Annotated in this window: 19 protein-coding genes and 1 pseudogene; 15 read left to right on the forward strand and 5 right to left on the reverse strand. The window is 39.4% G+C overall.

What is annotated here, in order from left to right; genetic code table 11:
• Positions 1-140: 140 nt before the first annotated feature.
• Both DVB69_RS06340 and DVB69_RS17775 read right to left on the reverse strand, forming a co-directional pair.
• On the reverse strand, positions 141-350 hold the full coding sequence (locus tag DVB69_RS06340; RefSeq protein ID WP_116017712.1) for a hypothetical protein: 210 nt from the start codon (positions 348-350) through the stop codon (positions 141-143).
• A gap of 382 nt (positions 351-732) precedes the next feature.
• Positions 733-921: pseudogene (locus DVB69_RS17775) on the reverse strand (MFS transporter); the annotation flags it as partial.
• 347 nt (positions 922-1268) lie between these two features.
• On the opposite strand from DVB69_RS17775, the gene DVB69_RS06350 reads away from it, so the two are divergent.
• From DVB69_RS06350 to DVB69_RS06420, 15 genes are all read left to right on the forward strand, one after another.
• Positions 1269-4772, forward strand: coding sequence for a right-handed parallel beta-helix repeat-containing protein (locus DVB69_RS06350; protein WP_158541045.1), 3504 nt, complete (start codon positions 1269-1271; stop codon positions 4770-4772).
• 274 nt (positions 4773-5046) lie between these two features.
• Positions 5047-6351 (forward strand): MFS transporter, encoded by a 1305-nt coding sequence (locus DVB69_RS06355; RefSeq protein ID WP_116017716.1) that lies wholly within the window; start codon positions 5047-5049, stop codon positions 6349-6351.
• Between the two features lie 65 nt (positions 6352-6416).
• Positions 6417-7004, forward strand: a complete 588-nt coding sequence (locus tag DVB69_RS06360; protein ID WP_116017718.1) for a TetR/AcrR family transcriptional regulator — start codon at positions 6417-6419, stop codon at positions 7002-7004.
• A gap of 24 nt (positions 7005-7028) precedes the next feature.
• The gene (locus DVB69_RS06365; RefSeq protein WP_116017720.1) at positions 7029-8591 is read left to right on the forward strand and encodes a class I adenylate-forming enzyme family protein; all 1563 of its coding nucleotides are present in this window, start codon (positions 7029-7031) and stop codon (positions 8589-8591) included.
• A 26-nt stretch (positions 8592-8617) separates the two neighbouring features.
• Positions 8618-9397 (forward strand): enoyl-CoA hydratase/isomerase family protein, encoded by a 780-nt coding sequence (locus DVB69_RS06370; RefSeq protein ID WP_116017722.1) that lies wholly within the window; start codon positions 8618-8620, stop codon positions 9395-9397.
• Positions 9398-9768: 371 nt separating this feature from the next.
• Complete coding sequence (locus DVB69_RS06375; protein WP_116017724.1) at positions 9769-14697, forward strand: beta-N-acetylglucosaminidase domain-containing protein; 4929 nt, start codon at positions 9769-9771, stop codon at positions 14695-14697.
• Between the two features lie 387 nt (positions 14698-15084).
• Entirely contained in the window at positions 15085-15978 is an 894-nt protein-coding gene (locus tag DVB69_RS06380) for a polysaccharide deacetylase family protein (RefSeq protein WP_116017726.1), read from the forward strand.
• A 29-nt stretch (positions 15979-16007) separates the two neighbouring features.
• The gene (locus DVB69_RS06385; protein WP_116017728.1) at positions 16008-16646 is read left to right on the forward strand and encodes a YkyA family protein; all 639 of its coding nucleotides are present in this window, start codon (positions 16008-16010) and stop codon (positions 16644-16646) included.
• A 367-nt stretch (positions 16647-17013) separates the two neighbouring features.
• Positions 17014-18363, forward strand: a complete 1350-nt coding sequence (locus DVB69_RS06390) for a TRAP transporter large permease subunit (protein WP_233505340.1) — start codon at positions 17014-17016, stop codon at positions 18361-18363.
• 22 nt (positions 18364-18385) lie between these two features.
• Positions 18386-18592, forward strand: coding sequence for a hypothetical protein (locus tag DVB69_RS06395; protein WP_116017730.1), 207 nt, complete (start codon positions 18386-18388; stop codon positions 18590-18592).
• Between the two features lie 62 nt (positions 18593-18654).
• Complete coding sequence (locus DVB69_RS06400; RefSeq protein WP_116017732.1) at positions 18655-19308, forward strand: FadR/GntR family transcriptional regulator; 654 nt, start codon at positions 18655-18657, stop codon at positions 19306-19308.
• A gap of 7 nt (positions 19309-19315) precedes the next feature.
• Positions 19316-20203: an HpcH/HpaI aldolase/citrate lyase family protein gene (locus DVB69_RS06405; protein WP_116017734.1), complete on the forward strand. Its 888-nt coding sequence runs from the start codon at positions 19316-19318 to the stop codon at positions 20201-20203.
• Positions 20196-21395: a CaiB/BaiF CoA transferase family protein gene (locus tag DVB69_RS06410; RefSeq protein ID WP_158541046.1), complete on the forward strand. Its 1200-nt coding sequence runs from the start codon at positions 20196-20198 to the stop codon at positions 21393-21395. The genes DVB69_RS06405 and DVB69_RS06410 overlap by 8 nt, the downstream gene beginning before the upstream one ends.
• A gap of 88 nt (positions 21396-21483) precedes the next feature.
• Positions 21484-21942: a coiled-coil domain-containing protein gene (locus DVB69_RS17780; protein ID WP_233505341.1), complete on the forward strand. Its 459-nt coding sequence runs from the start codon at positions 21484-21486 to the stop codon at positions 21940-21942.
• Positions 21943-21951: 9 nt separating this feature from the next.
• Entirely contained in the window at positions 21952-22263 is a 312-nt protein-coding gene (locus tag DVB69_RS06420; protein WP_233505342.1) for a hypothetical protein, read from the forward strand.
• Positions 22264-22460: 197 nt separating this feature from the next.
• Here DVB69_RS06420 and DVB69_RS06425 read toward each other — a convergent pair whose 3' ends face one another.
• From DVB69_RS06425 to DVB69_RS06435, 3 genes are all read right to left on the reverse strand, one after another.
• Positions 22461-23210, reverse strand: a complete 750-nt coding sequence (locus DVB69_RS06425; RefSeq protein ID WP_116017738.1) for a sulfite exporter TauE/SafE family protein — start codon at positions 23208-23210, stop codon at positions 22461-22463.
• A 244-nt stretch (positions 23211-23454) separates the two neighbouring features.
• Positions 23455-23652 carry a hypothetical protein gene (locus DVB69_RS06430; protein ID WP_116017740.1) on the reverse strand — a complete coding sequence of 66 codons (198 nt, stop codon included), beginning with the start codon at positions 23650-23652 and terminating at the stop codon, positions 23455-23457.
• 40 nt (positions 23653-23692) lie between these two features.
• Complete coding sequence (locus tag DVB69_RS06435; protein WP_255415301.1) at positions 23693-25651, reverse strand: prolyl oligopeptidase family serine peptidase; 1959 nt, start codon at positions 25649-25651, stop codon at positions 23693-23695.
• Positions 25652-25719: the final 68 nt, after the last annotated feature.

The raw sequence follows: 25719 nt of genomic DNA on the forward strand, positions 1-25719 counted from the left end.
AAATGGCGGGCGTTATTTCATGCTGACTGCTGTTTTTTGAAGTAAAGAGTTTATAAGGAAATGCATAAGGACAAAGGAAATATAAAAATAGCACCAATTTCTTTGAAAAAGAAATCAGCACTTCGAGAGTTCATTATAGGTTATCGCGCTTCTTTTGGTGGTTGGCACACTTCACATTTACGTTGGTTTTTATTGTTAAATTTCGTGAATGTTTTTTCGAAGTTACTGCCACACGCACATTTAAAGAGTAATTTCTGAGAAAAACCGTGATATTCCGTACTTAACAACTTGCTTTCCGAATTGTTCTCAACAAACTTATTAATTTCATCGATTGTCCATCGCTTTTGCATTCTCTTACATCTCCTTATTTCGTCCGTTCCATTATGAGTGATGATGTTAGTTTCTCATTATAGCATGGGATGGGACACAATGAAAATACACTCAAAATCTGAAAAGTGCAAGAAGCTTTCGTGTTTGTATGTACAGTCAAGTTTGTTATGAAAATCCAGGTGGCTGCCTGTGCACTGTGAAATCCAGTTACTCATCACACAATTGGAAAGTCTTCCAAAGTAGTAGTCTTCAACTATCCTACAGATGAGGAGACATCATGATTCATCATGTAAAAAGCGTAGAAACTTCCAATGTAATAGCCATCCAACAGCTATGATACGCTGCTGGATGGCTATTTTTTCTGTTTCTCCATTCATCCAATGACGGTGCAGTAGGAATTGTATCCAGCTCCTGATTCTTCCGGTCTTTCACATCCCAGATCGCAGTCAGTGAGATGCATGTGGTGAAGATGATATAGAGAGCAACGGGTACATAGGAATCATTGAATTTTAACAGCAGTGTGGCGGCGATTAGGGGTGCCGAGCCTCCGGCTAAGGCTGCACCGAACTGATAGCCGAGGAAGATTCCTGTATTTTAAATTGGGGTCTTAGGTATAGTAAATCTGAAACAGACAGGGACAGCTGATGCTGACTCTTTCTATTATTTGGTAATTTCCTACCTAACTTACACCAGCTATCTCGTTACGGTTCTGCTTAGCAATTTAGAGCTATAACCGTACTTCACGAGAAGGGCATTACACTGCGTCCATGCTGAATAGTATGGTAAACTAAAGATATATTTTACGGATGAAAAAGGCATGTTATAAATCAGATGACTGTATCTTTTACAGTGTTTTTTTATGCCTGCACTTTACATGCAACCAGGTGAAAAATATACCTGAACTAACAAAACGAATCCAAAGAAAGGAGGAAAGACACGTGGCGATCATTAAGGTTTCTAAGAGTTCTGATTCAAACTATCCTACAATTGATTCTGCAATTCAGGCAGCTCTGCCAGGAGATACAGTAGAAATTGAGGATGGCATCTACCCTGAATATTTGACTATTAACAAGCCACTCGTTCTTCGAAGTTCAGGGGAGGAAGCGCGTTCAGTCTGTATAACAGGCGGTGTTCATATCTCTGCAATCGATGACGTTTGTATTGAATCGATAACCATCGGGAAAAACACTGCGGCTATTGAATATGGCCTTCATATAGAGTCAGGACAGGTAACTCTTCGTCACTGTCTTTTCTCTGAGATTCAAGGGATAGCTATGAGAGTAGATGCGACGGCAAAGGTGTCGGCAGAGCATACGATATTCAAAAATAATATTCAAGGCATTGAAGTTTCTGGACGACTATCTCTGTTCGATTGTATCGTAGAAGAAACAACCGAGAACGCACAGCTTACTGTACAGGGTGGCGGGGAACTCTTAGTAACTGATTGTGGAATTTTAAGCGGTCAGGAAGAAGGAATCAACCTAACAGGCAGCAGTCGATGCACGATTACCAAAAGTTCAATCATCGGGAATAGTGGAGCACAAATCTATATGGAGAAAGACAGCTTTTTAGATTTGGAACAGACGAATTTCTATTTTGGGAAGGCACAAGGGATATCTTGTGACCATTCTAAAGGGATCATGAAAAATTGTATCTTTAATAGGCAAGATCTCGCTCATGTAAACCTTACGAATGGGTCGCATTTTCAAATAGAGTCCAGTAGGTTCGAAAACGGTGAATGCGAGGGAATGACTATCAGCAACTCCTCTACTGAGATCAAGGACTCGCTATTCAAAGGTCAAAAAAGCGACCAATTAACCTGTATGGAACAAAGCACTGTGTCGATGAAACGAACGCGGTTGATCTCAGGGAAAGACAGAGGAATTGTATGCGTGAATTCTACGTGTACGATCATTGAATCCGCCGTGAAGTACAATCAGATGACACAATTGTCTGCATTTAACGAAAGTGTTTTAACGATTCTAGATTGTGACATTGAGAAAGGGAAAAACAAAGGAATATACGCTGCAGACAGTCAAGTGAAAATTTCCGATTCCCGAGTGAGCCATCACAAAAGCGCTCAGGTTTTTGCTTCAGAACACTCTGAACTAACGGTGTCTGCGACTGAAGTGAAAAGTGGAAAAAGCGTGGGTGTGTCAGCTAAAGAATCGACGTTGAACGTATATAACTGTATTATCTCTGATCATAAAGGGTCGAACATCTCACTAGGTTCCGATGTACATGCAGAAATTGCAGATTGCAGAATTTCAAATGGAGAAAAAAATGGGATACTCATAGGTCCAGGGACAGTTATGTCACTGGAACGGACGGTTCTGTTCAATCATAAAAGACCGCAAGTGAGCGCATCGAAGTCTGCTGCAGTTTCCTTGACAGAGTGCGAGCTTTACGAAGGCAACTCGTCTGGAGTGTCGTTCAGTCAGGTGGAACGTGTGGAAGTGACGAATACTAAAGTGCACGGGCATCGTGAAGACCAAATCATTCTGAAGGATTGCCCTTCGGCTTTCTTTAAATCAACGCATGTGATGAACGGAAAAAAGGCCGGATTACGTGTAGAAAAATCTGCTCCTCTACTAGAAGATTGTCATTTCGACAACAACCGTGCGGGAGATTTAAATAGACTAGATGACAGCAATCCGTTGCTGAAAAACACTAACTTGTCGGTACCTGCGGTTTCAGTAGCACACGGTGAACGAGTTAAAATTGGCACACTGTCAAAACTAACTAAAACAAAAGATTCCCCTGTTAATGAAGAGATGATGAATGTCTTAATGAATGCGCTGGACGAGTACATCGGACTTGAAGCGGTTAAAGATAAAATCCGAGATATGAAAAACTTAGTGGAAATCAATCAATTCAAAGCAGAACGAGGGTTGAAAATCATTGAACTGGTAGCACCTCATATGATATTTCAAGGGAATCCAGGCACAGGGAAGACAACAATTGCACGACTCATGGGTGGGGTTTTTAAGTGGCTCGGTCTATTGGAGAAAGGGCATCTTGTTGAAGTGAAGCGGGAAGACCTTATTGGAACCCATGTAGGGAAATCTGAAGAACTTACGAAGTTGAAGATTGAAGAAGCTATGGGCGGAGTGCTTTTCATCGACGAAGCCTATTCTCTTACAGGCGGAAAAGACACGAGTAACGATTACGGAAAAAAGGTAATTGAAACCTTGCTTCCCGCAATGGAGAATTATCGCGGCGAATTTGTCGTGATTGCAGCAGGATATACTAGGGATATGGACAGTTTCTTAACATCCAATCCAGGATTAAAAGATCGATTTACTGAAAAGCTTCTCTTCGAGGACTATACGCCCGATGAGTTGATGCAAATATTTTTATCGAACTGTGAAGGAAGTTATTTGGTAACAGAAGCTGCTAAGCGTGCGATCCAGAATGAGTTTATTGAACGATATCGCAAGCGCGACGAGACATTTAGTAATGCCCGAATGGTACGGACGTTTTACGATCAAATCGGACTAGCCCAGTCCTTAAGGATTTCGAAGTTCCCGCGGGATGAATGGACAGAAAAGTTATTGACGACTTTTGAAGAAAAAGACGTTCTTCAAGTAATAGAAGAACGTGATGTGAAGAGTTATGACGTTCCGATTGATGAGGAATTGCTTGAAAAGAAACGGGCAGAACTCCATCAATTTATCGGTCTAGAGACGGTGAAGGCTGAAATTAATGAAATGATTGAACTGATGAGGTATTACAAAAGAGAAAATCATTCATCCGAAAAGCTAATGAACCACACACTGCTAATCGGAAAGCCCGGGACAGGCAAAACGGAGATTGCCCGCGTGCTTGCAGGCATTTACCAGGCGCTCGGATTACTTGAAAGAGGCGAACTAATTGAAGTGGATCGCAGCGATTTAGTTGGTACGCATATTGGTGAAACGGAAAAGCGAACAGCCGACCAAATTATGCGTGCAATGGGCAGTGCGTTGTTCATCGATGAAGCGTATACACTTGCGGGTAGTGGGGAAAATGATTACGGAAAAAAAGCCATGGAAGTATTGCTGAAGCAAATGTCCGATCGACAAGGAGAGTTCTTGCTGATCGCGGCAGGTTATGAAAAAGAAATGAACAGCTTCCTCGATAGCAACGCAGGGCTACGCCGCCGCTTCGGACTCACCTTACAATTTGAAGATTATACGCCAGAAGAACTAATGGAAATTACTAATCTCTACATTCAAGGATATGGTATAACCGATGAAGCAAAAGATGCGTTGTTTCGACACTACCAAGACATTTATGATAGAAGAACAGACTCCTTCGGAAACGCAGGTTTGGCTAAAAAAATCGCTAAAGAAATGTCCCGTAAAGTCGATTACCGATTGGCAGTGGCTAGTAGTAGCCAGTTGGATAAAGCTCTGAAAAAGGAAATTACAATGGGTGATTTGGTTTTATTGGAGAGCTGATTGGAATTGGTTAAAAGGTGTATCTGTGTAATTAAATACTCATGATTGTTACTTACATCGGCATCACTTTTCAAACATGCTGTAGACATGACTGAATAAGAAAAATCCCAATCTAACTGACTAAACTCAGCAGGATTGGGATTTTTATAGTGTGGTAGTCAGGAATGTTTGTACAAACTATTAAAAATAGTTTGACTACATACCTTAAGTTAGTTATTATTAACTAACAAAATGAATACGCTTACAATGCGACTTGAAAAGGGGGAATACTAACTTGAAAAAGCTGTTTAAAAAGACGTGGGCTTATCGTTATGTAATTTTGTTTGTTGTGTGGTTACTGTACATTATCAATTACTTGGATCGTTTTGCGGTCATAGTTTTCATGCCCTATATTCAGGACGATTTGAACTTGTCGCCTGAACAGGCAGGACTTATTTTGTCTATCTTCTTTATTCCTTATGCGTTATCACAAGTCACTTCTGGATTCTTGGCAGATAAATTCGGTCCTAAAAAAGTGATGGGTGTTGCTATTACAGTATTCACAGTTGCTACTGCATTGACTGGCTTTGTGAAAGGCTTTGGACAGATGATTGCTCTCCGACTGGGATTGGCATTGGGAGAAGGACATCACTTTCCACCTGGTACAAAAGCTATCAGTAACTGGTTTCCAAGAAAAAGCAGAGGGAGTGCGTTATCCTTCTTTTCTACAACATACGTAGTTGCACCGGCTATTGCACCCATTCTTTTAACAGCAGCATCATTTTACTTTTTCGGCGGTGCATGGAGACCCGTTTTCTTCCTTCTAGTTATTCCCGGGTTAATCGGTATGTTTTTACTTTGGTACTTCGTAGCAGATACTCCTGAGCAAATGCAGAAAAAAGGTCGAGTATCTCAAGATGAGGTAGATTTTATAAATGACGATGTGGAAGAAGGGGCCGTGGAGGTAGACCCACGTTTGAAGAGTCCGAAAATCTTCCTGACAGACAAAGTATTTTACTTCGGCGTTTTCGTTTGTGTATTCCAAGTTGCCCTTTCATGGGGAATTGCCTCTTGGTTACCTACAATCTTAGTAAAACAATACGGTCTGGATATTAAGAATATGGGGATATTGGTTGCATTACCTTACATCACAGGAATTATCTCTATTTTACTTGGTGGATGGCTGATGGATAAGTTTAAGAGTATGAAAATGGTTGCGTTAATTGCATATGGCGGCTGTATTCCAATCATGTTCTTATTCTCAACAGTAGAAAAAGGAGACAATACGATGTTGGTCATCTTATTGCTTCTAGCAGGATTTTTCGTGAATCTGAATTATGGTCCTTTACTAGCATTTCTTCAGAACCGATATCCAAAGGAAGTGGCTGGTAGCGCTGTAGGGACGGGGAATGGGATTGGACAATTTGGAGCGTTCTTTGCGCCATTCATTGCTGGGTACCTAGTTAAGGTTTCCGCTACTGGCGAGTATGATTTCAGTACAGTGTTCTTGTTCTTCATGATTGTTGCGATCCTAGCATTCATAGGCGCTGTCTTGCTGAATGAGAAGCCAATTCACATTCAGTTGGAAGAAACGGAATAAATGTCTAGTTTGTTAGAACAAAATGATAAACTAGCAGTAACAATGTAAAAAGGTGGTTGGCTATTATGGCGCGTATGACGGGTGAAGAACGTAAAAAGGTATTGATTAAATCCGCGATAAAAGTATTCGCAGAAGAAAATTACCGTGCAGCAAAAGTAGCGGATATTGCGACAAATGCTGATGTGACAGAACCAATTGTCTATAAGCATTTCTCATCAAAGAAGAATCTGTATTTAGAAGTGTTGACACTAATTATGGAGAAAACGATGAAACGATTTCAAAATGTCATTGCTAAAAGTATGAATCCACTTGAAAAACTGGAACTGATCATTAAGGAATACAACTTGATGATTCATGTGTTTCGTCAAGAACTAAAGTTGGAATTCCAAGCTGTTTCAGAAATAGACGATCCCGATGTGAAAGAAATTATCGCTACAGGGTATTTATCAAGTTTTAAACTAGTCGAGAATTTACTGCAAGAAGGAATGGACCAAGGGTACTTTCGTGAAGATATAGATCCTGCATTCCAGGCAAAACTCTTTGTTGGTCATTTTATTCACGTAAGTTCTTACTATTTATCTGAAGTGTTAGAAGATGACTATTCTGAACAATTGTTTTCCTATTATTTGAATGGGATCGTACATGATTCATGAACCAAATAGACTGGGGGAATCACTTTGCTACATTTTACATTGGCACTTAATGATGCGTTCCGTGATGCATTCTACAAGTACAAAAACGATATTGCGCTTCACTTTGGTGACGCGCAGGTCACGTACGAACAATTACGACTGCGCAGTAATCGATTCGCACATGCTCTGAATGACTTGCAGTTACCGAGTAATTCAAGAGTGGCGTTGTTCATGTCGAATCGTTTGGAATTTGTCTATGCCCAAATGGGTGGCTATCAGGCGGGGGTGGCTAATATTCCGCTGAACGATATGCTAGGGGAAAATGAAATTAAGTATATTTTGAAAGACTGTCATGCAAAAGTGTTGATTGTGGAAGAACAGTTTTTTGAAAAGGTTCAACATATCCGTAGTGAACTTCCGAATCTAACAACGATTGTAGGGATTAGTGAACATCAAGTCCCTGAAGGATTTATCTCTTGGGAAGAGTTCCAAGGGAGTCAATCGGAAGAAGATTTAACTTTGACTATCCCTCAAGAAGATATTGCTCAAAGCGTTTACACGGGTGGCACGACAGGGAATCCAAAAGGGGTTTTGCATAGTTACCAGACGACGATCACGATTCTTTTTGCTGTCATATTGGAGAATGAAATTGCACCGGAAGAGAAGATTCTTCTGACGTCCCCGTTACCCCATGCAGCAGGAATTTCATTGCAAGCGGGACTGTTACGAGGATCCGAAATTTATATTGAAAAGAAATTCAGTGAAGAGCTGATTTTAAATCATGTGGAAACAAATAAGGTCACATACATTATGGCCGTTCCTACAATGATTTATCGAATCATCGACTTTATGGAAGGCAAGGAATACGATATTTCCTCTATCCGAACAATCGTATATGGAACGGCACCGATTGCGAGAGAACGCTTGAAGCAGGCACTCGATATTTTTGGACCCGTGTTCATTCAAACATATGGTTTGACGGAGTCTCCTGGTGTTGCGACAAAACTCTCTAAAAAAGATCACCATATTGAAGGGGCGAATTTAAAACACCTTACGAGCTGTGGTCGACCAACAATGTTCACACGAGTGAAAATTGTGGATGAACAAGGTGACGAATTGGAGCGTGGGATGGAAGGTGAAATCATCATCTCATCTCCTGCAAACATGGTTGGCTATTACAATTTGCCGGAAATGACGGCTGAAAGTCTGAAAGACGGCTGGATGCATACAGGAGATATTGGCTACATGGATGAGGAGAACTATGTGTATGTGCTTGATAGAAAGAAAGATATGATTATAAGTGGCGGGATGAACGTGTATTCTTCTGAAGTGGAAAATGAATTACAAAAGCATCCTGGAATTCGTCAAGTGGCGGTCATAGGGGTCCCTGATCCAGACTGGGGAGAAGCTGTAAATGCGTTTATCATTCCGAAGGATACAAGTCTGACAGCCGATCAATTAAAGGTCTGGAGTAAAGATAAGTTGTCGGCATACAAACGTCCGAAAAACTATGAGATTGTAGGAACCCTTCCGCTCACTCCATATGGAAAGATAGACAAGAAGAAATTGCGAGAGCCGTACTGGGATACGGTGGATAGAAGAATATAATTGTGTAAGGAAGGAATGTTGCATCTATGAAAACGTCATATGAAACTCTGGAAGTTGAATACGAGAAACCGACTTTAATTGTAAAGTTAAATCGACCGGACAAAGCAAATGCTATGAATTCGAAAATGTCAGCAGAACTGGATGAAGTTCTTATGGATCTGCGTCAAAGTTTAGATTGTAAATATGTTATTTTTACAGGGAACGGAAAGCATTTCTCAGCAGGGGCCGATATGGCGGAGGCTGGAGAGCAATTGAAAAATGATCCTAACTTCATTTCAACAATCCGCAATGATCAATTAGGAAGAATCGATTTCATGCGTAAGTTCGATGAGATGGACCAAGTATCCATTGCGGCCATCAACGGGCCGATGTATGGTGCTGGATTTGCTACAGCTATGGCGTGTGATTTCAGAATAATGGCAAAGACAGCTACAGCGTGTCTACCTGAAGCACAAAGAGGAATGTTTTTCACTGCTGGCTGTACGGGACGTCTTGTAAACTTAGTGGGCCCTGCGAAGACAAAAGAGTTGATCATGCTTTGTGAGGCAATCGATGCTGACGAATCCAAACACATTGGATTGGTGAACAAAGTAGCAGAAGACTCAGAGCTGATGGAAGAAGCAAATAAGATGATTCAGCAACTAGAAAAAAGTCCATTCCTTCCATTGAAAATGACGAAGAAAATTGTAAATGCCTCGACACCTATTTCAGGAAATACAGTGATGTACGAATCAGATTTACTAGAGCTTATATTTATGAAAAGTGATATGCAGCGAAGTATGGCCAGTTTTTCTAGTAAGAAATAGATAGATCAAAACCACTCAAGCCATGGACTGGAGTGGTTTTTGTGTATTTAAGATTGTCACATGGATCTTTTTAGGCATCTGCGTAATACAAAAACTAAATCTGGTAAGTTATATTGGGAGCTGTACCATAATCATTATTTACACGGCTTTTAATGTGAAAAAGTATCTGAATGTAAACTTTCTAGTCGTTTTAACATTCACAGTTGCTCAATGAATAGGTACTTACTACCTTTTTAATTTAAGTATTCTGAATCATTTATAATTCATTCCTCTTTATCTATTCATCATGTGTTATATTGCTAATTAGAACTGGTATATACCAGCTGTATATACCAGTTAATAACTACAAAAATGAAACGGGGGAATGGAGCTTGAAGAAAAGTAAAAAGTCGTTCGTAAGTTTGGCTGCAGCTTTACTTATGTTGATAAGTACAGTTGCTGGATCTATTGGTTTAACTGGGGTCCAAGTTGTCCACGCTGCTGAACCAACGGGAGAAATGAAACCGTATACAATTTATCCGAATCCACATGAAATTACGTATAGTGGACAGCAATTTGATGTGAGCGACTCAGTTAATGTTGTTTATGAAACACACGTAGATCAGTATACGAAAGATCGAGTGGAAGAACTGTTGAATTCGAAAGACCTCACTTTCACGGAATCTACAGAAATCGTTGCGGATCGAACGAACTTCTTGGTGGGTATTCATCAATCAGGTGAAATTGTCGACAGCTATTTTAAGGACAATCAGTTGACGGACGAAACGGTTTTGGCGAAGTTGGATGCTAACATTATCTCCGTTCAAGATAATATCATTGCTATTTTAGGGAAAGATGTCGACTCCGCGTTCTACGGAGTTACTACTGTGAAGCATATTTTTAAGCAAATGCAAAACCGTTCGATTGAAGAGTTAACAATAAAAGACTATGCAGATGTTAAAGGCAGAGGATTTATCGAAGGGTATTATGGTGAACCGTGGTCAAATGAAGACCGTGCTGACCTTATGACTTTTGGCGGCGACTTCAAGATGAATTCATATATCTATGCACCAAAAGATGATCCTAAACATAATGGGAAATGGAGAGAGTTGTATACACCAGAAGAGCTGGTGAAAATCAGTAAGCTTGCGGAAGCAGGGAATGCAAGTAAAACAAGATTTGTGTATACGTTACATCCATTCATGAATAATGCAATTCGTTTTAATACAGAAGAAAATTATCAACAAGATTTAGCAATCATTAAAGAGAAATTTACACAATTAATGGATTCAGGAGTAAGGAAGTTCGGTATTTTAGCCGATGACGCAGGCGTTCCTCCTCAAGGAGCGGAAACTTACGTACGACTGATGAAGGACTTGACGAATTGGCTAGTGGAGAAACAGGCTGATTATGACGGTCTGGTCACTGATATGATTTTCTGTCCAAATGATTACATGGGTTGGGGAGAAAGCGGACAAATCCAAACGCTAAGAGATTTGCCGAAGTCTGTAAGCTTGATCCAAACAGGTGGTAAGGTTTGGGGAGAGGTATCGAATAATTTCACTTCATCGTTCACTAAGAATGCCGGAAGAGGCCCCTATCTTTGGATTAACTGGCCGTGTACGGATAACTCGAAGCAACATTTAATCATGGGTGGGCAGGAAACATTCCTTCAGCCTAACGTAAATCCAGATAACATTGAAGGCATTGTGCTCAATCCAATGCAACAAGCGGAGCCAAGTAAAATCGCAATTTTTGCGAATGCAGATTATGCTTGGAACATCTGGGATAGTTCTAAACAGGCAGACCAAAACTGGAATGATTCGTTTGCATATGTGGATCATGCGAACAATAACGAAACAACGGCATCGAATGCGTTGAAAGAGTTATCGAAACATATGATCAATCAAAACATGGATACGCGTGTTGCGAAGCTAGAAGAGTCAGTTGAATTAGCACCGAAATTGAATGCTTTTAAAGCAGCACTTGGAAAAGAACCTATCGCAGGTCAAGCAACAGAGCTGATTACAGAATTTGAAACGATTCTTAATGCAGCAGAGACGTATAAAGAAAACCCTGGGAATGCAAGAACGAGAGATCAAATCATTTATTGGTTGGATAGTGCGATTGATACAGCGAATGCAGCGATCTCTTTATTGAAAGCGGAGATAGCGCATGAAGCAGGGGACAAGCCCGCGGTATGGGAAAACTACAGCCAAGGTCAGGCTGCATTTGATGCTTCAAAAAATCACCCATTCCGATACATTGACCACTATCAATATGCGGAAGTAGGCGTGCAGCATATCGTGCCGTTTGTGAAAACACTACTGAACGATGTGTCATCGAAAGTTCAATCCATTGTCAATCCAGACTTGAACAGTGCGAGTGTCATTACAAATCGTACGGACACACCAACCGGGGACTTAAAAAACCTGCTAGATAACAATACGAACACGGATGTTGTCTATAAAACACCGAGTTCAATTGCGGTTGGGACGTATATTGGTGTTCTTTATGAAAAGCCATTTACATTGAATTCAGCTCGCTTTGAACTGGGAAGGGTTGGAAACGATAACGATACATTTAACGCAAGTAAGCTGCAAGTTACCGTTGACGGGACAACATGGACTGACGTCGAAGGACAAGTGTTTGGTCACGTCACGCAAGCTGTTGCGGAAAACTTGAATTTAAAAGTTAAAGGTGTTCGATTGATTGCGACAGAAAATCGAGAAGGCACTTGGTTAGGTATCAAAGACATTGTCATTAATGAACAACAACAAGAAGAAGTTGAAGAATTAGAATCGAAGTTGATGGTGCCAGATCACTTCAAGCTCTATCAAGGAACAGAAGCGAATCTATTTGATGGAAACGACACGACGTTTGCTTGGTACAATCCGTCAGGTACAGTAAAAGATACGTCGGTTGTAGGTGATTATATTGGCGTGGATTTATTGAAAGTGAAAAATCTTGGCAAGGTTTCTTTCGCTATCGGGAGAGATAGCGTCGATAAATGGACAGATTATCAGCTGGAGTATTCCACGGATAATGTAACCTATACAAAGTTCAAAGAGTATAAAGGGAAAGCTTCAGGAATGGATAAAATCGATGAAGATTTAACAGGTGTACTAGCGCGATATGTACGCGTTAAAAATCTTAAGAACGTACCTGTTTGGCTGAAATTCAGCGAAATTAAAGTGGAATCTGCAAAGTCGAATTCAGAGTTCACGTATACGAACAATGAATTGTATAAAGGCATTGCTTCTCAACATTCACTTGAAAAGACAAGCTTGGGTAAAACAACAGACATCACACTTCAACCAACAGAATATATTGGTTTGAAATTAGAACGTATTAAGGAATTGAACGTTGTAAACGCATCTGAAACGAGTGGGAAATTGACGTTGGAAGCTTCAGCGAATGCAGTTGAATGGAAAACGCCACAAGAAGGAACGAATGCCCGTTACGTACGCTTTGTGAATCATACGAATGAAGCCATTACTTTTAACTTGGATGAATTCAGTGTTTCATCAAAGGAAGTTTACGGACCTGAGTTTGTGGAAACGACGATGGGCATTGCACCAAACTGGTCGGAAAATGACTCTAGAAAGAAAGATACACTTCTGAACTTGTTTGATAAAAAGCTTGAGACGAAGACCATTTTCGCGGACTACCAAAGAAAAGGTGAATACATTACTTATTCTGTAGGAGAGCCAAGAATCTTTAACAGTCTTCGTATTTATAACGATGAAAATGAGAGTAACTATATTCGGGATGCAGTTGTACTATTGTCGATGGATAACAAAACATGGACGGATATCGCAACATTAGGTGATGGCCAAGATAACATGGCGGGTGGCAAACCGGATTATTCCGACAAGATTAAAGATGGCTACACTCATGATTCAGTGAATCCTGGAAACTACTATTTCGGGAACGAAAAGATTGGCGGCATTGAAGCGAAATATATTCGAATTCTTTTCACAGCTAATTATCCAGCACGATTTGCTCATATGAACGAAATTCTGATTAATGGTGGAGAGTTTGTAAAGACAGAGAACAATCCAACCTTTGCAGCAGATCCAATTGAAGAAGAAGGATTTGGTCCGGGGCAGTTATTTGATGGTGATTTGACGACAGCGTTCAAGCCGAACATGAGCGACCGAATTGATGGAACTTTGACATATCGTTTATCAGAAAAAACAGATGCGACAGCGATTACAATCGTTCAAGGCTCAAAAAATATATCCAACGCTACTGTAAGTGCAAGAGTTGGTGCGGACGAGTGGGTTGAATTAGGGACATTGGATAGCAGTCTAAATACGTTCTACAATTCATCGTATGACAATATTTTTGAAATTAAATTGTCGTGGGGAGATGTCCAGCCTCTTATCTATGAAATGAATATTTCATCGAACAAAGATCTAGTTGAGAAAGTTAACAAAGCAGCACTTGTTACAGCAATCGCAGAAGCGGAGAAGAATGAGCAGGCGGACTATACTGCTGAAAGCTGGAAAGGGTTAAGTGAAGCATTGCTTAAAGCCAAAGAAGTGAATAAGAAAACATCAGCAACTCAATCAGAAGTGGATCAAGCGACAACTAACCTAACGACAGCATTGGGTAAACTAGTAGTCAATCCCATATCACTTGAATTAGAAGTTGAAAACGCAACGATTACAGCTGGAGAAGAGTTGGATTTACGATCACTAATTACACTTGCGTTGGATTCTAAGGGGAATGATGCGGCTCAATCTGTCGTAATCAATGCGGGTGGATTTGATCACAACGCACCTGGTACTTACGAAGTCACATTCACGTTGGCTGAAGATGGAGTAGAAACAATAGTGAAAACAGCAATCGTCACTGTTGAAAAAGTACCATCTCAACCAATTACGGAAATCGCCGATCTTTATACGCTAGTTGCACACTATAAAGAATCAGGTGACATTTTAGATAAGAAAGCTGTGAAAGATTTAGAAAAGCAAATCAAGAAGATAGAGAAGGAAGCAAACAAAGGAAAAGGCAAAGATAAGCTGATAGACATAGATCAGTTGAAAGACAAGAACCAAGATAAAGATAAAGCGAAACAAAAGAAAGAAGAAGAGAAACAAAAGAAAAAAGAGGAGAAGGAAAAGAAAAAAGAAGAGAAAAAAGCAGAGAAACAAAAGAAAGAAGAGGAAAAACAAAATAAGAAAGTCGTGAAGGAATTAAACAAATTCAAGTCTTTGTTGGATAAGCAATTACAAAAGAAACAAATTACTGGAGTAGCTTATCAAGGTCTTACTGAAGGTGCAAATGTACTGATTGAAAAACGTTTAAATTGAGTGAATGAAGTTGGGTTACTCATTTGTTGTAAATCTTTATCGAGCTGATGACAGTCAGCTCGATAAGGATTTTTTTCGTTCATATTACTAAAGTGATATGAAGTGTGTGTACTATATGTAGTGAACTATACATAAAACTGCTAAGAGACTGTTAACTAGTTTAAAAAGTCTCAGAAAGAATGTGAATCTATAATGTGACAATTAATAACACTTAATTTACATGAAGAGGGGTAATTTATGCTATCATATGCTAGTATAATAAAAACTTATATAGTATGAAAGACTACATAACTCAAGTTATTAAAGATTTAGAAAACACTATATTGTGAGTGTTGAATAGCTATATTTTGTTACATGTCTAAAAAGAATAGAAGGGAGAACTTAAAAATGCGATTAAACAATAAAGGGAGAGTTCTGTCTGCTATTCTATTAGTAGCAGTGGTTGTTCTAATATTTGAATTAGTTATTGCGAATAAGAGCGACAAAGCTGCAGCGACTATACATACAACTTCAGTGGAAACATTACCGGTTTCGTTTGAACCGATTAAAGGTTTTGAAGAATCTCCATTGAGGCAGTCAATTCTCTTAAAAGAGAGAGCCGAGAAAGAAGTTGCGAGAAAAGAAGCAGTTGCCAAGCAAAATAAAATCGATCAACGTGAGAAAGCGATTTATCTAACATTTGATGATGGTCCTTCAGCTGTAGCTGACCAATTGCTAGATACATTGGATGCCTATCAAATGAAAGCAACATTCTTCATGTTAGGTCCGAATATAAAGGAACATTCGAAGACCGTTATTCGCATGAAGAATGAAGGCTTTGGACTGGGCTTACATGGAGTTACGCATGAAGCAGGCAAAATCTATAGTAGTGCATCTGCACCAGCGGATGAAATGATTAAGGATCGCAAAATACTTGAAGATGTGACAGGCGTTCATTCCAACATGGTCCGACTTCCGTATGGGAGTATTCCGTACTTAACGGAAGACATGCGATATTTGCTGGACCAAAACGATTTCAATGTATGGGATTGGAATGTGGATAGTCGCGACTGGGAATTGAAAGACAGAAGGTATGTGCAGCAAACGAAGCAGGCAATTGATCGGTTTATACAAGCGGGTGTTACACCGGTCGTGTTACTGCATGATAAGCCACATACAATCCAATACTTGCCGGAGCTGCTATCTTATATTAAAAAGCAGGGCTATAAAACAAAAGTGTTGACCAATGAAACACCACCCGAAACCTTTCAATGTAACGGGCGCTGTCATTCTATCAGCTAATTTATGAGGTGGAGCAAGGAGGGATTAAGTTGAACCGAATCGTTGGTTTTGTCATGATTATAGGTTTGTTTTCACTGCTTACTGGCTGTCAATCAGATAAGAAACAAGCAGCTGAAATACATACGAAGATAGAGGAGTCGGCAACATTTGAAAAGGAATTCGTTGCGGACCAAAAGGATTTGGTTAAAAGCAGGGAAAAGGTCCAAGCAGTTTATCAAGATATAATAGCTCTAAACAGCACTGACACAAATGCCATCAAACAAACGTTAAGTGATCATGAGATGTCCACGGAAAAACAGCAACTGAACGAAGCGGAAAAGAATTTCCAAAGCGCTTATCAGAAGCTCATGTCTATTGATGAAAATATTGAGCTGATCAAAGATAAGGATCAAAAGAAAAAAGCAACAAAACTCACGACACTCATGAACACTCGCAAAAAGTCGATGGAGACCTTTTTCAACACCTATCGCGATCAAATGAAAACACAAAACACATTCTTTCAGAATCTAGAACAAGGTAATTTTGAACTGGACACACTTGAGGATGAGATCCATCATATAAACGAAGATAGTGAAAAGATGGAAAAAGTGATTAAGCAATTTAATCAGGATACGAAGCGATATAATGAGGTGGAGAATGATTATTTCGGGATGGCTGGTTTGAGTTGAGATACGAGTCAAGTAATCTTTCCTAATATAGAATGAATGAGAAAACCTTCTGGCCAATAATGCTAGAAGGTTATTTTTTACTACTTATTTCGTCTCGAAACTCTTTAGCAAAACACTTTTGCACAATGAATTGTTCAGCGTATACGTAATTTGATAATTTTCCAGACGTATATCTAACTATCCAAATGAATCGTAGTGAATGGATTTAGTATAACGCTGTTCTATAACAATATAAGGGGTTCAAAATAGACTGTAAAAACCCTCGTATATGAGTATTCTAAATACTTAATCTTGACATATGAAAATGTTGTAAATATACTACTATTAATAACTGGTCCAACCAGTATACCAGTAGAGGGGGATTAGTATGGGGATAGCTACCATCGCACTTGCTGTCTATGTGCTCTTAATTATTGCATGGGTAGTAATTGTGAAGAGAAACATTGGAGAGGCTATGATTTTAGGTTTTATTGTAACCGCTTTATTTGGGGGGGGAAATGCTTTCACACTTATGAAAGATGGGATTGTGTTTGGAGCAACGCACCAAGTGCTCTTTGCTGCGATGTCTTTTGTGTTCATGGCATTTCTAATTGAACAGACAGGGTTAATAAAGAAATTGATTAATATATTGAATTCCGTTTTTGGTAGATTGCCAGGTGGTGCGGCATATGTGGATACGATCGCTTCCGCAATATTTGGGACAATTTCAGGATCGGGTTCAGGGAATACAGCAACTGTTGGTGCTATAACGATTCCATGGATGAATAAATCAGGTTGGTCAAAAGATCAATCTGCAATGATTGCAGCCGGTAACGCTGGTATGGGAATCTCATTCCCACCAAATGGTTCAATGTTCATTCTACTAGGCGCAGCATCTGTGAGTGCTGTAGTGACGGAAGGACAGTTATATGTTTCACTATTTTTAGCAGGTGCTTATACATTAATTTATAGACTTCTGATTGTCTTTTGGTTTGTAAAGAAAAACAAAATTAAAAAGGCTGTTCAGGAAAGTGAAGATACATTTTTGACCACGTTAAAAAAAGGTTGGGCTTCTTTACTAATATTTTTAGGGATTCTAATCCCTGTATTAGTAACGATAGGACCTGTATCTGAGTTTATAGAAAAACATATTATCACGGCTGACGCTTTAAATTCTATATCCATAATTGTGTGGGTACCGATGCTGATTATTTTGATCACTTTAATTGTTGGATGGAGAACGATTCCGAAAAAGCCTAAAGATCTTATGAGCTTTTTGGAGAAATCCATTCCAAGTTTTAGTCTAATAGGAGTTATTCTATTATTTTCTTTTGCAGCTAGTGATGTATTGAAAAACATTGGTCTTGCCGACGAACTTGGTTCAATGATGGGCTCCCTGGATCTCTCAGCAGGGTTAATGGCACTTATAGTTGGAATCCTTATCATACTTGTGGCGACTCCATTAACCGCGACGGCAACGGTTACAGCTATTGGCGCGGTTGCTTTCACTGCGCTAGTTTCATCAGGTATAAATCCGGTTGTTGCTGCTGTTGCAATCTTAGTTTTTGCATCTACGGAAGGCGCTTCACCTCCGGGAGGTGCCCCTATTTTCATTGCCAGTGGAATATCAGGCGTGGATCCGGTGAAAACATTTGTTCCGCTAATTGTATATTATGTAATTCCTATAGCTGCAATTGCTTGGCTGATTGCAGTAGGGTGGTTGCCGGTTTTAGTTTGAAGACTATGTAGGGGGTGTGACTATGAAAACAGTATTTGGAGTGGTTTTGGTCTTATTTATCGGGATTGGACTATTAATGGTCGGTGGACAAGCAATTGGATTACTTACACAAAACTCCGAGTTGGTTATAAGAAGTGTCGAAGTATTGGAAGTGCCAGCATACATTTTCAGTTCAATAGCAGCAATTCTTGGGTTCGTATTCATATACACCAAGGAAAAGGTATCCTAATGAATTCTTGAATGTGTTATTTTTGATATACTATTACTAAAAATAGTACTGGAGAGAATGTCGTGCAAATTGAATACACCAGGCTCTATGAACAGGTTATTACAATTTTTAAAAAGAAAATAGAAATGGGCGAGTACGCCTTAAATGACAAATTACCTTCTGAGCGTGTATTGATCAAAGAACTTGGTATTTCCAGGGGGACATTAAGAGATGCACTAAGAATCCTGGAGTCCCAAGGAATCATTGAAACGATACCAGGCGGAGGAAGAATTCTCAGAAGGCAAATAGAAAATATCAGTTCGACTGAGAAGAACTTTCTTAGCGCTTATAAAAAGTCAAAAGTATTTGAACTGATAGAAGCACGCGAAATTGTGGAATTAGGGATCATTGATATCATTTGCAAGAATGACACGGTCCCACAACTGATTGCATTGAAAGAGAATTTAATCTTAATGAGTCAGAAAAAGATTGAGTATGATTTCCATTTGTCCTTGGCAAAAATAACGGGGAATACGGCTTTGATAACCTTTATGGAATTCAACATCGATTTGATTGATGAAGTAAGGGAACACAGCTTTAGTAAGAAAAACCAATCTACTGAAGTACACGAGGAACATCTGGAAATACTAGATGATTTAATAAAAAAGAATTGTACACATGCTAAAAAGAGCATGCAGCTACACTTTGAGAATATTAAATACAGAATAGAAAAGTAGGGATTGTATGACGACAGGACTTTATCGCTCCAGATTAGTGATTCCTATAAATGAATCTAAGTACATTGAAAAAGCACACCAAAGAAACGCGGATCTATATGTACTGGACATGGAAGATAGCGTGCCGCTATCCGAAAAGAATCATGCAAGAAAATTGGTCAAAGAATCCGTAGAAACAATGAAATTGAACAGACTCATAGTCTACATTCGTGTGAACAACGATAAGAATCTTTACGATGATTTAAGTTCGGTGATTGACTCTGATGCGGATGGTATTCTTATCCCTAAAGTTGAAAACCCTGAAGAAATTTTGGAGATCGAATCATTTCTTAGGAAGCAAATGGATAAGGAACGTTTTTCAGCGTTTAAAATCAGTATTTTAATTGAAAGTGTGAAGGGATATATGGCCCTGGAAGAAATTTTAAGTTGCTCGGACAAAATAGATACAGCATCCTATGGGATGGAAGACTTAACTAAGGAAATTGGTTTTCAGTATATCTCGGAAAATGAAAAATACTTGGACTATCTTAGATTGAAGTTAATAATGCTATGTAAATTACATGGCATTCAACCACTAGGTCTGATCGGATCCATCACAAATTACACGGATATTGAAGGATTCAAGCAAAGTGCGAAACAAGCATATAGCATTGGTTACGAAGGCAGTAGCTGCATACATCCTAATCAAGTCGCTGTTTTAAACGATTTTTTCAAACCTTCAGAAGAAGTCCTTCAAGAAATGAACGAGTTAGTTTCCGTCTTTGAGGATGCCATACGTAAGGGTAGAGCCTCTACAACTTTTCAAGGGAAAATGATTGATTATCCACATTATGAGTCTGCAAAAAAAATATTGGGGAACTTCAATTTTAGTAAGGGAAGTGAATCACATGAATGAGCAATTGCCTTTACAAGGATTGAAAATCTTGGATATTTCGACAATGTTGGCAGCCCCTTGGGTGAGTACACATCTTGCGGATTTTGGAGCTGAAGTTTTGAAAATTGAGCATCCTGAATATGGGGATCATGCTAGGAAGTATGGTGCCCAAAAAGATGGGAAATCGGTATTGTGGAAGAGCTTAAATAGGAATAAAAAATCAATTACTTTAAACTTTAGTAAAATGGAAGGTCAAGAACTACTAAAAGAAATCATTAAAGACTACGATGTAATGATTGAAAACTTCAGACCAGGAACATTGGAGAAATGGAATTTGTCATGGGAAGAGATTGAGAAAGTGAACCCTAATTTGATACTCTTGAGAGTCTCTGGATTTGGTCAAAAAGGACCTTACTCTGAAAGAAGGGGCTTTGGAACAGTTGCAGAAGGCATGAGTGGCTTCACATCTATTAATGGTGATCCAACTGGTCCACCAATTCTACCGGGTATTCCCCTTGCAGATGGTTTGAGTGGAATCGCGGGAGCGCTAATGGTGATGATAGCAACGTATTCAAAACAAAATCATCAAACCAAAGGACAAGTGATCGACCTGTCCTTATATGAACCCTTAATGAGATTACTTGAACCCCACTTGTTGGCATATGATCAATTAGGGATTATCGCAAACAGGGTAGGGAATGGGAGCTCACAAACTGCACCAAGAAATGCATACCCAACAAAAGATGGGAATTGGGTGGCATTATCTGCTAGTGCACAATCAATCTTTGAAAATCTATGTATTGCTATTGACCGAGAAGACTTGATAATAAATGAAAAGTTTAATACAAATAAAAATCGATTGAATAACGTTGCAGAACTAGATGAAATCATTTCAGGATGGATAGTCAAAAGGGATTTAGATCAAGTAGTGGAAATTCTGAACGAAAGTGGTGCAGTTGTCGGGCCGATGTATAATGTTAAGCAACTATATCAAGACCCACATTATACCTATAGAGAATCATTTGTAAGTGTTACTGATGACGAGTTTGGAGAAATGAGAGTACCTAATGTTCTAGCTAAGTTATCTAAGACACCAGGGAAAATTAGCACACTGGGCCCGAAACACTCAGAACATACAATTGAATTTTTAAAGGAAAGTTTAAAGATGGGTGACAAGGAAATTTCTGAGCTAAAACGCGGAGGAATTATTTAAAATTATTACACCACACAATTATTTAGATATAAGACGTTCAAAAAACCATCATTCAGTATGGATTAAAATCACATTTACTTGTGAGGATATGATTACAGCATATAAACTAATGTGGGGCAGCGTAATCATTGCGATGACAAGCACAAATGGAGTTTTGGTTAGTGCCAGTAAAGGGAAGAAGAGTTGGAAGGTAGCAGGATTGGTTTTAGGTGTACTCGTTATTTTATTTATTAGTTTTACTGTAGGTGCTAAGGGAGCAGAGGTTACGCTAAAAGAGAAGAAGATGAATGCAATCGAAATGGATAAGGAAATTGTATCATTGCAAAAAGAAAAGAAGGATATAATCTCAGAAGTTAAATCGGTTGAAAAAGAAAAGAACGAAGTAACGGCTTTAATAGAAAGCAAGAGTGATGTTGAAAATGAGTTGAAAACTGTTAAAGGACAACTAGAAGATACAAAAGGAACACTAGCAAAAGAATTAGAAGCGGGTCGAAAAGAAATTGATAAGAAGTTGGACCAAGCGAAAACAGAACTATCTGATGCTTAAGCAAATGTGATGGATACAAATGCGTCAATAGAAGCAAAGAACTCAGAGCTAGCCTTGCTGGAAGGAAAAGTTCAAAAAGCGAAAGGACAGCCTAAAATGCTGAATGCGGGTAAATATACTGTTGGTCGTGATCTCCCTGAGGGAAGATATATAGCAACGCCGATTGGTAGAGGTAGTAATTTCATTGTGTACAGCTCAGGAGGTTCACTGGATGTCAATACAATTCTAGGAAGCTATGGAGAAGCATCCTATACATTCTTTGCGGATGAAGGAAGCTCGATAGAGACAGAATCACAGGTTAAACTAACGCCAATAGAGTAAATTTCACTGTGTTGCCTTTACATTGAACAAATAAACCATCGTTCATATAAATTAAGAATGATTGAAAAATAGACTTTTAGCCGAACTTCTTGCTAAAAGTCTATTTTATTTCTAACATATTACGATTAGGTGGTCTTTTATTAGAAATTTTTATAGTGATCAAATTCGAGAATTGAACTAATTGGAACTTTAACCATCTAAGCAGGATTAACCAACAACACCAAACCAAGCAATACAATAAGAACAAACACATAATGTTCAAAACGATTAGCAGGAATCCGTCTATGTAAAAATGCTCCTAAAAACGTTGCAATCACAAGCAAAGGAATAGATAACCCAAACAAAACAACTAAATCCTTTGTCCATAATCCACCAACTGCTTGACCGAAAACAATCAATGCTCCAGAAATGAGGAAATGGGCTTGCAATGTCCCTCTAAATCGATCAGGCCCCCATCTCTGCATAGTTCCGTAAATAACAACAGGCACACCAGTAAAATTATAAGCGCTACCGAGTGCCCCTGCTGCAAATCCAAAGGGTAATGCCCAAGCAGGGTTATTTAACAAAGGACGTTGTGACGTTTTAAACAATAACGGCTTTGCCAAAGAATAGGAACCATAGGAAAGTAAAAAAGTTCCGAGTGCTATGGTAATAACAATAGCTGGAGCAAACTTTACTAAGATCAATCCAGCTGGAATCCCGATAAGTGATGCAATGGATAATCGAATAAGTGCAGGGCGGTCAATGTAGCGCCAACTAGTAGACACAGATAGACAAGCCACTGTAAGTCCGGATAGACCAATTAGAGAGATGGACGTATATAAATCGATTGGCAATAACGCGAGTAAAGGCATACTCACAATGGCTTCACCAAAACCGAACGTTGCACGCACGAGCGCTCCGACGAAGACTGCTAATAGTACTAGTGCAATAAGTGAGGCAGACATATATTGTTTAACACTCCAATGCTTGAAAATAAGCTTCAAGTATATCAACTGTATATGCCACAATGGTAACATACTTGCTCGAACCCTAAGGTAGGGCATTTTTTATACCTCTAATAATTACAATGATAGATTGGGATTAAGAGACAAAGGGTCTTCTACCGGTGTGGCTAGAAGACCCTTTTTAATGTGTATTCGTATTCGCTAGATATCTCGATTTTTCATAGAATTATTGACTAGTTTGCATCTATCCCATAAAGATGGGATTGAATGAACGCATTGGCCTGGGATGATCAATCCTCTTGGTCGCTTCCTGGATCCCAACTTTGTATATGCCGCCATTGAGTTTGTTCGCAATCGCAAGCCCCTCAGTAATCCCTTGTCGTATCGCCACTTTAGCCCCTTCGATTACAGTGATGTTTCCTGGGACATAGATTCCGTCCAATACTGATTCCAATCGCCCGTAATGAAAGGGGTCTCTTCAATCATTTCTTTGAAAACATATTCAATCCTTTATAAAGGAACGTATAAATATCAGTATGTTCTTCAATGAGCTTAACTGTAGGTTTCCCTAATCCGTGGCCAGCGTCTTTCTCAATTCTCAGTAATATAGGCGCTTCACCAGCTTGAGCTTCTTGTAAGGTCGCCGCATATTTTTTGGAGTGAAGCGGTACGACACGATCATCCGTATCCCCAGTCGTGATCAATGTCGAGGGATACCTTTGACCCTTCTTGATATTATGAAGTGGTGAATAGGCGTAAATCGTTTTGAAGTGCTCTGCATTCTTTTCCGCATTCCCGAACTCTGAAGTCCAAAAGCGACCTACAGTGAAGTGTTGATATCTAAGCATATCCGTTACAGGCACTTGACAAATGACGACAATGAATAAGTCAGGGCGTTGGTTCATACATGCTGAAACCAAAAGTCCACCATTACTTCCTCCCATGATTGCTAACTTAGAAGGATTTGTATAGTCATTGCTGATCAACCATTCAGCCGCAGCGATGAAATCATCGAATACTTGTTGTTTCCTCTCGAATGTCCCTGCCTGATGCCAATCTTCTCCATACTCTCCGCCACCCCTGATATTAGCCACGGCATATATACCACCATCTTCAATGAACATCGCGATGGATGCCGAGTAAGCGGTCGTCATGCTGATATTGAAACCACCATATCCGTATAGCAACACTGGATGGTCTCCCTTGAACTGTAGATCTTTTTTATGGGTGATGAACATGGGGATTTCCGTCCCGTCAGTAGAAGGATAGAAAACTTGCTTGGTTTCATAAACTGAACTGTCCAGGGCCCCGTTCGGAGATAAGACAGTCTCCAGACTACCTGTTTCGAAATCATAACGGGCAACAATAGTTGGACTCAAGAAAGAAGTGTAACTGATGAACATCTCTTTCTGTTCTTTATTTGTAGAGATATTTGTAACTGTTATTACGTCGGGGAGGTCCAGTTTCCTAATGACCGATCCGAACAATGAGTATAACTTGATATGATCTTTAACATCTTGCAAATACGTAATTGCCAATTGGTCATTTATCAGTTTAATGAATGACATAACGCCTTCCTGTTCAGGGATGACATCCCTCCAATTCTCTTCATTAGGTTGGTTGATATCGATAGCTACTATTTTTCCGTTGGCCGCGTCTTTGTTCGTATAGATATAGAAAGTGTTGTCCTTATTCCCGATGAATGAGTAATAAGCATCTACTGCAACAGCTAGGGGATTAAAATCGCCTTCGCTTTCAATAGGTCGATAATAAAGCTGGCTTTTATTTTCAGTCCCTTTCCATGATTGTAGGACAAGGTATTTATAATCATCTGAAAGTATTGCCCCGAACGCGATCTCTTTATCACCTGGATTCTCGTAAATCAGTTTATCTTCAGTTTGGGGAGTACCTAAGACATGGAAATAGAGCTTATTGTAGTTGCTTTCATCGACAGGATCTACACTTCCGAAATCCGGATAACGACTGTAATAGAAGCCAGTCCCATTTTTAATCCAAGCTAGGCTACTGAATTTACAACGTGAAATCGTTTCTGGAAATTCCACACCAGTCTTCATGTTGCGGATTTTTATATCTTGCCAGTCACTCCCATTTACTGAAAGTGCGTATGCCAGTAGGGTACCTTCCTTGTTAAAAGAAATATGTGTGATAGCTGTCGTTCCATCTGGATTCAATTTGTTTGGATCAATCACGACTTCAGGAGAGGGATCCGATAATGACTTAGCGCGATAGAAAACCGGTTGATTTTGCAAGCCGTCATTTTTTTGAAAGTAGTAATAGTCTCCAGCTTTTTGAGGGACGAAATACTTTTCAAAATTCCAATGCGTTGATAGCTTTTCTTTTATCTCTTTTCTTTCAGAGATTGTTTCCAAATAAGCTTGTGTCTTAGTGGTTTGTAGCGCATCCCATGTTTTTGTTTCGATGCTCTTATCGTCTTACAACCATCTGAAAGGATCTTCGACGATTGTTCCATGATAGTTATCCGTAACCA

It is taken from the genome of Sporosarcina sp. BI001-red, assembly GCF_003384035.1.
GTDB lineage: Bacteria > Bacillota > Bacilli > Bacillales_A > Planococcaceae > Sporosarcina.

What these genes read in the sequence shown, in the direction of transcription:
- DVB69_RS06380 (WP_116017726.1), top strand. Translation starts at nt 15,085, where the DNA reads ATGCGATTAAACAATAAAGGGAGAGTTCTGTCTGCTATTCTATTAGTA.
- DVB69_RS06340 (WP_116017712.1), bottom strand. Translation starts at nt 350, where the DNA reads ATGCAAAAGCGATGGACAATCGATGAAATTAATAAGTTTGTTGAGAAC.
- DVB69_RS06360 (WP_116017718.1), top strand. Translation starts at nt 6,417, where the DNA reads ATGGCGCGTATGACGGGTGAAGAACGTAAAAAGGTATTGATTAAATCC.
- DVB69_RS06405 (WP_116017734.1), top strand. Translation starts at nt 19,316, where the DNA reads ATGACGACAGGACTTTATCGCTCCAGATTAGTGATTCCTATAAATGAA.
- DVB69_RS06410 (WP_158541046.1), top strand. Translation starts at nt 20,196, where the DNA reads ATGAATGAGCAATTGCCTTTACAAGGATTGAAAATCTTGGATATTTCG.
- DVB69_RS17780 (WP_233505341.1), top strand. Translation starts at nt 21,484, where the DNA reads ATGATTACAGCATATAAACTAATGTGGGGCAGCGTAATCATTGCGATG.
- DVB69_RS06370 (WP_116017722.1), top strand. Translation starts at nt 8,618, where the DNA reads ATGAAAACGTCATATGAAACTCTGGAAGTTGAATACGAGAAACCGACT.
- DVB69_RS06390 (WP_233505340.1), top strand. Translation starts at nt 17,014, where the DNA reads ATGGGGATAGCTACCATCGCACTTGCTGTCTATGTGCTCTTAATTATT.
- DVB69_RS06425 (WP_116017738.1), bottom strand. Translation starts at nt 23,210, where the DNA reads ATGTCTGCCTCACTTATTGCACTAGTACTATTAGCAGTCTTCGTCGGA.
- DVB69_RS06420 (WP_233505342.1), top strand. Translation starts at nt 21,952, where the DNA reads ATGGATACAAATGCGTCAATAGAAGCAAAGAACTCAGAGCTAGCCTTG.
- DVB69_RS06395 (WP_116017730.1), top strand. Translation starts at nt 18,386, where the DNA reads ATGAAAACAGTATTTGGAGTGGTTTTGGTCTTATTTATCGGGATTGGA.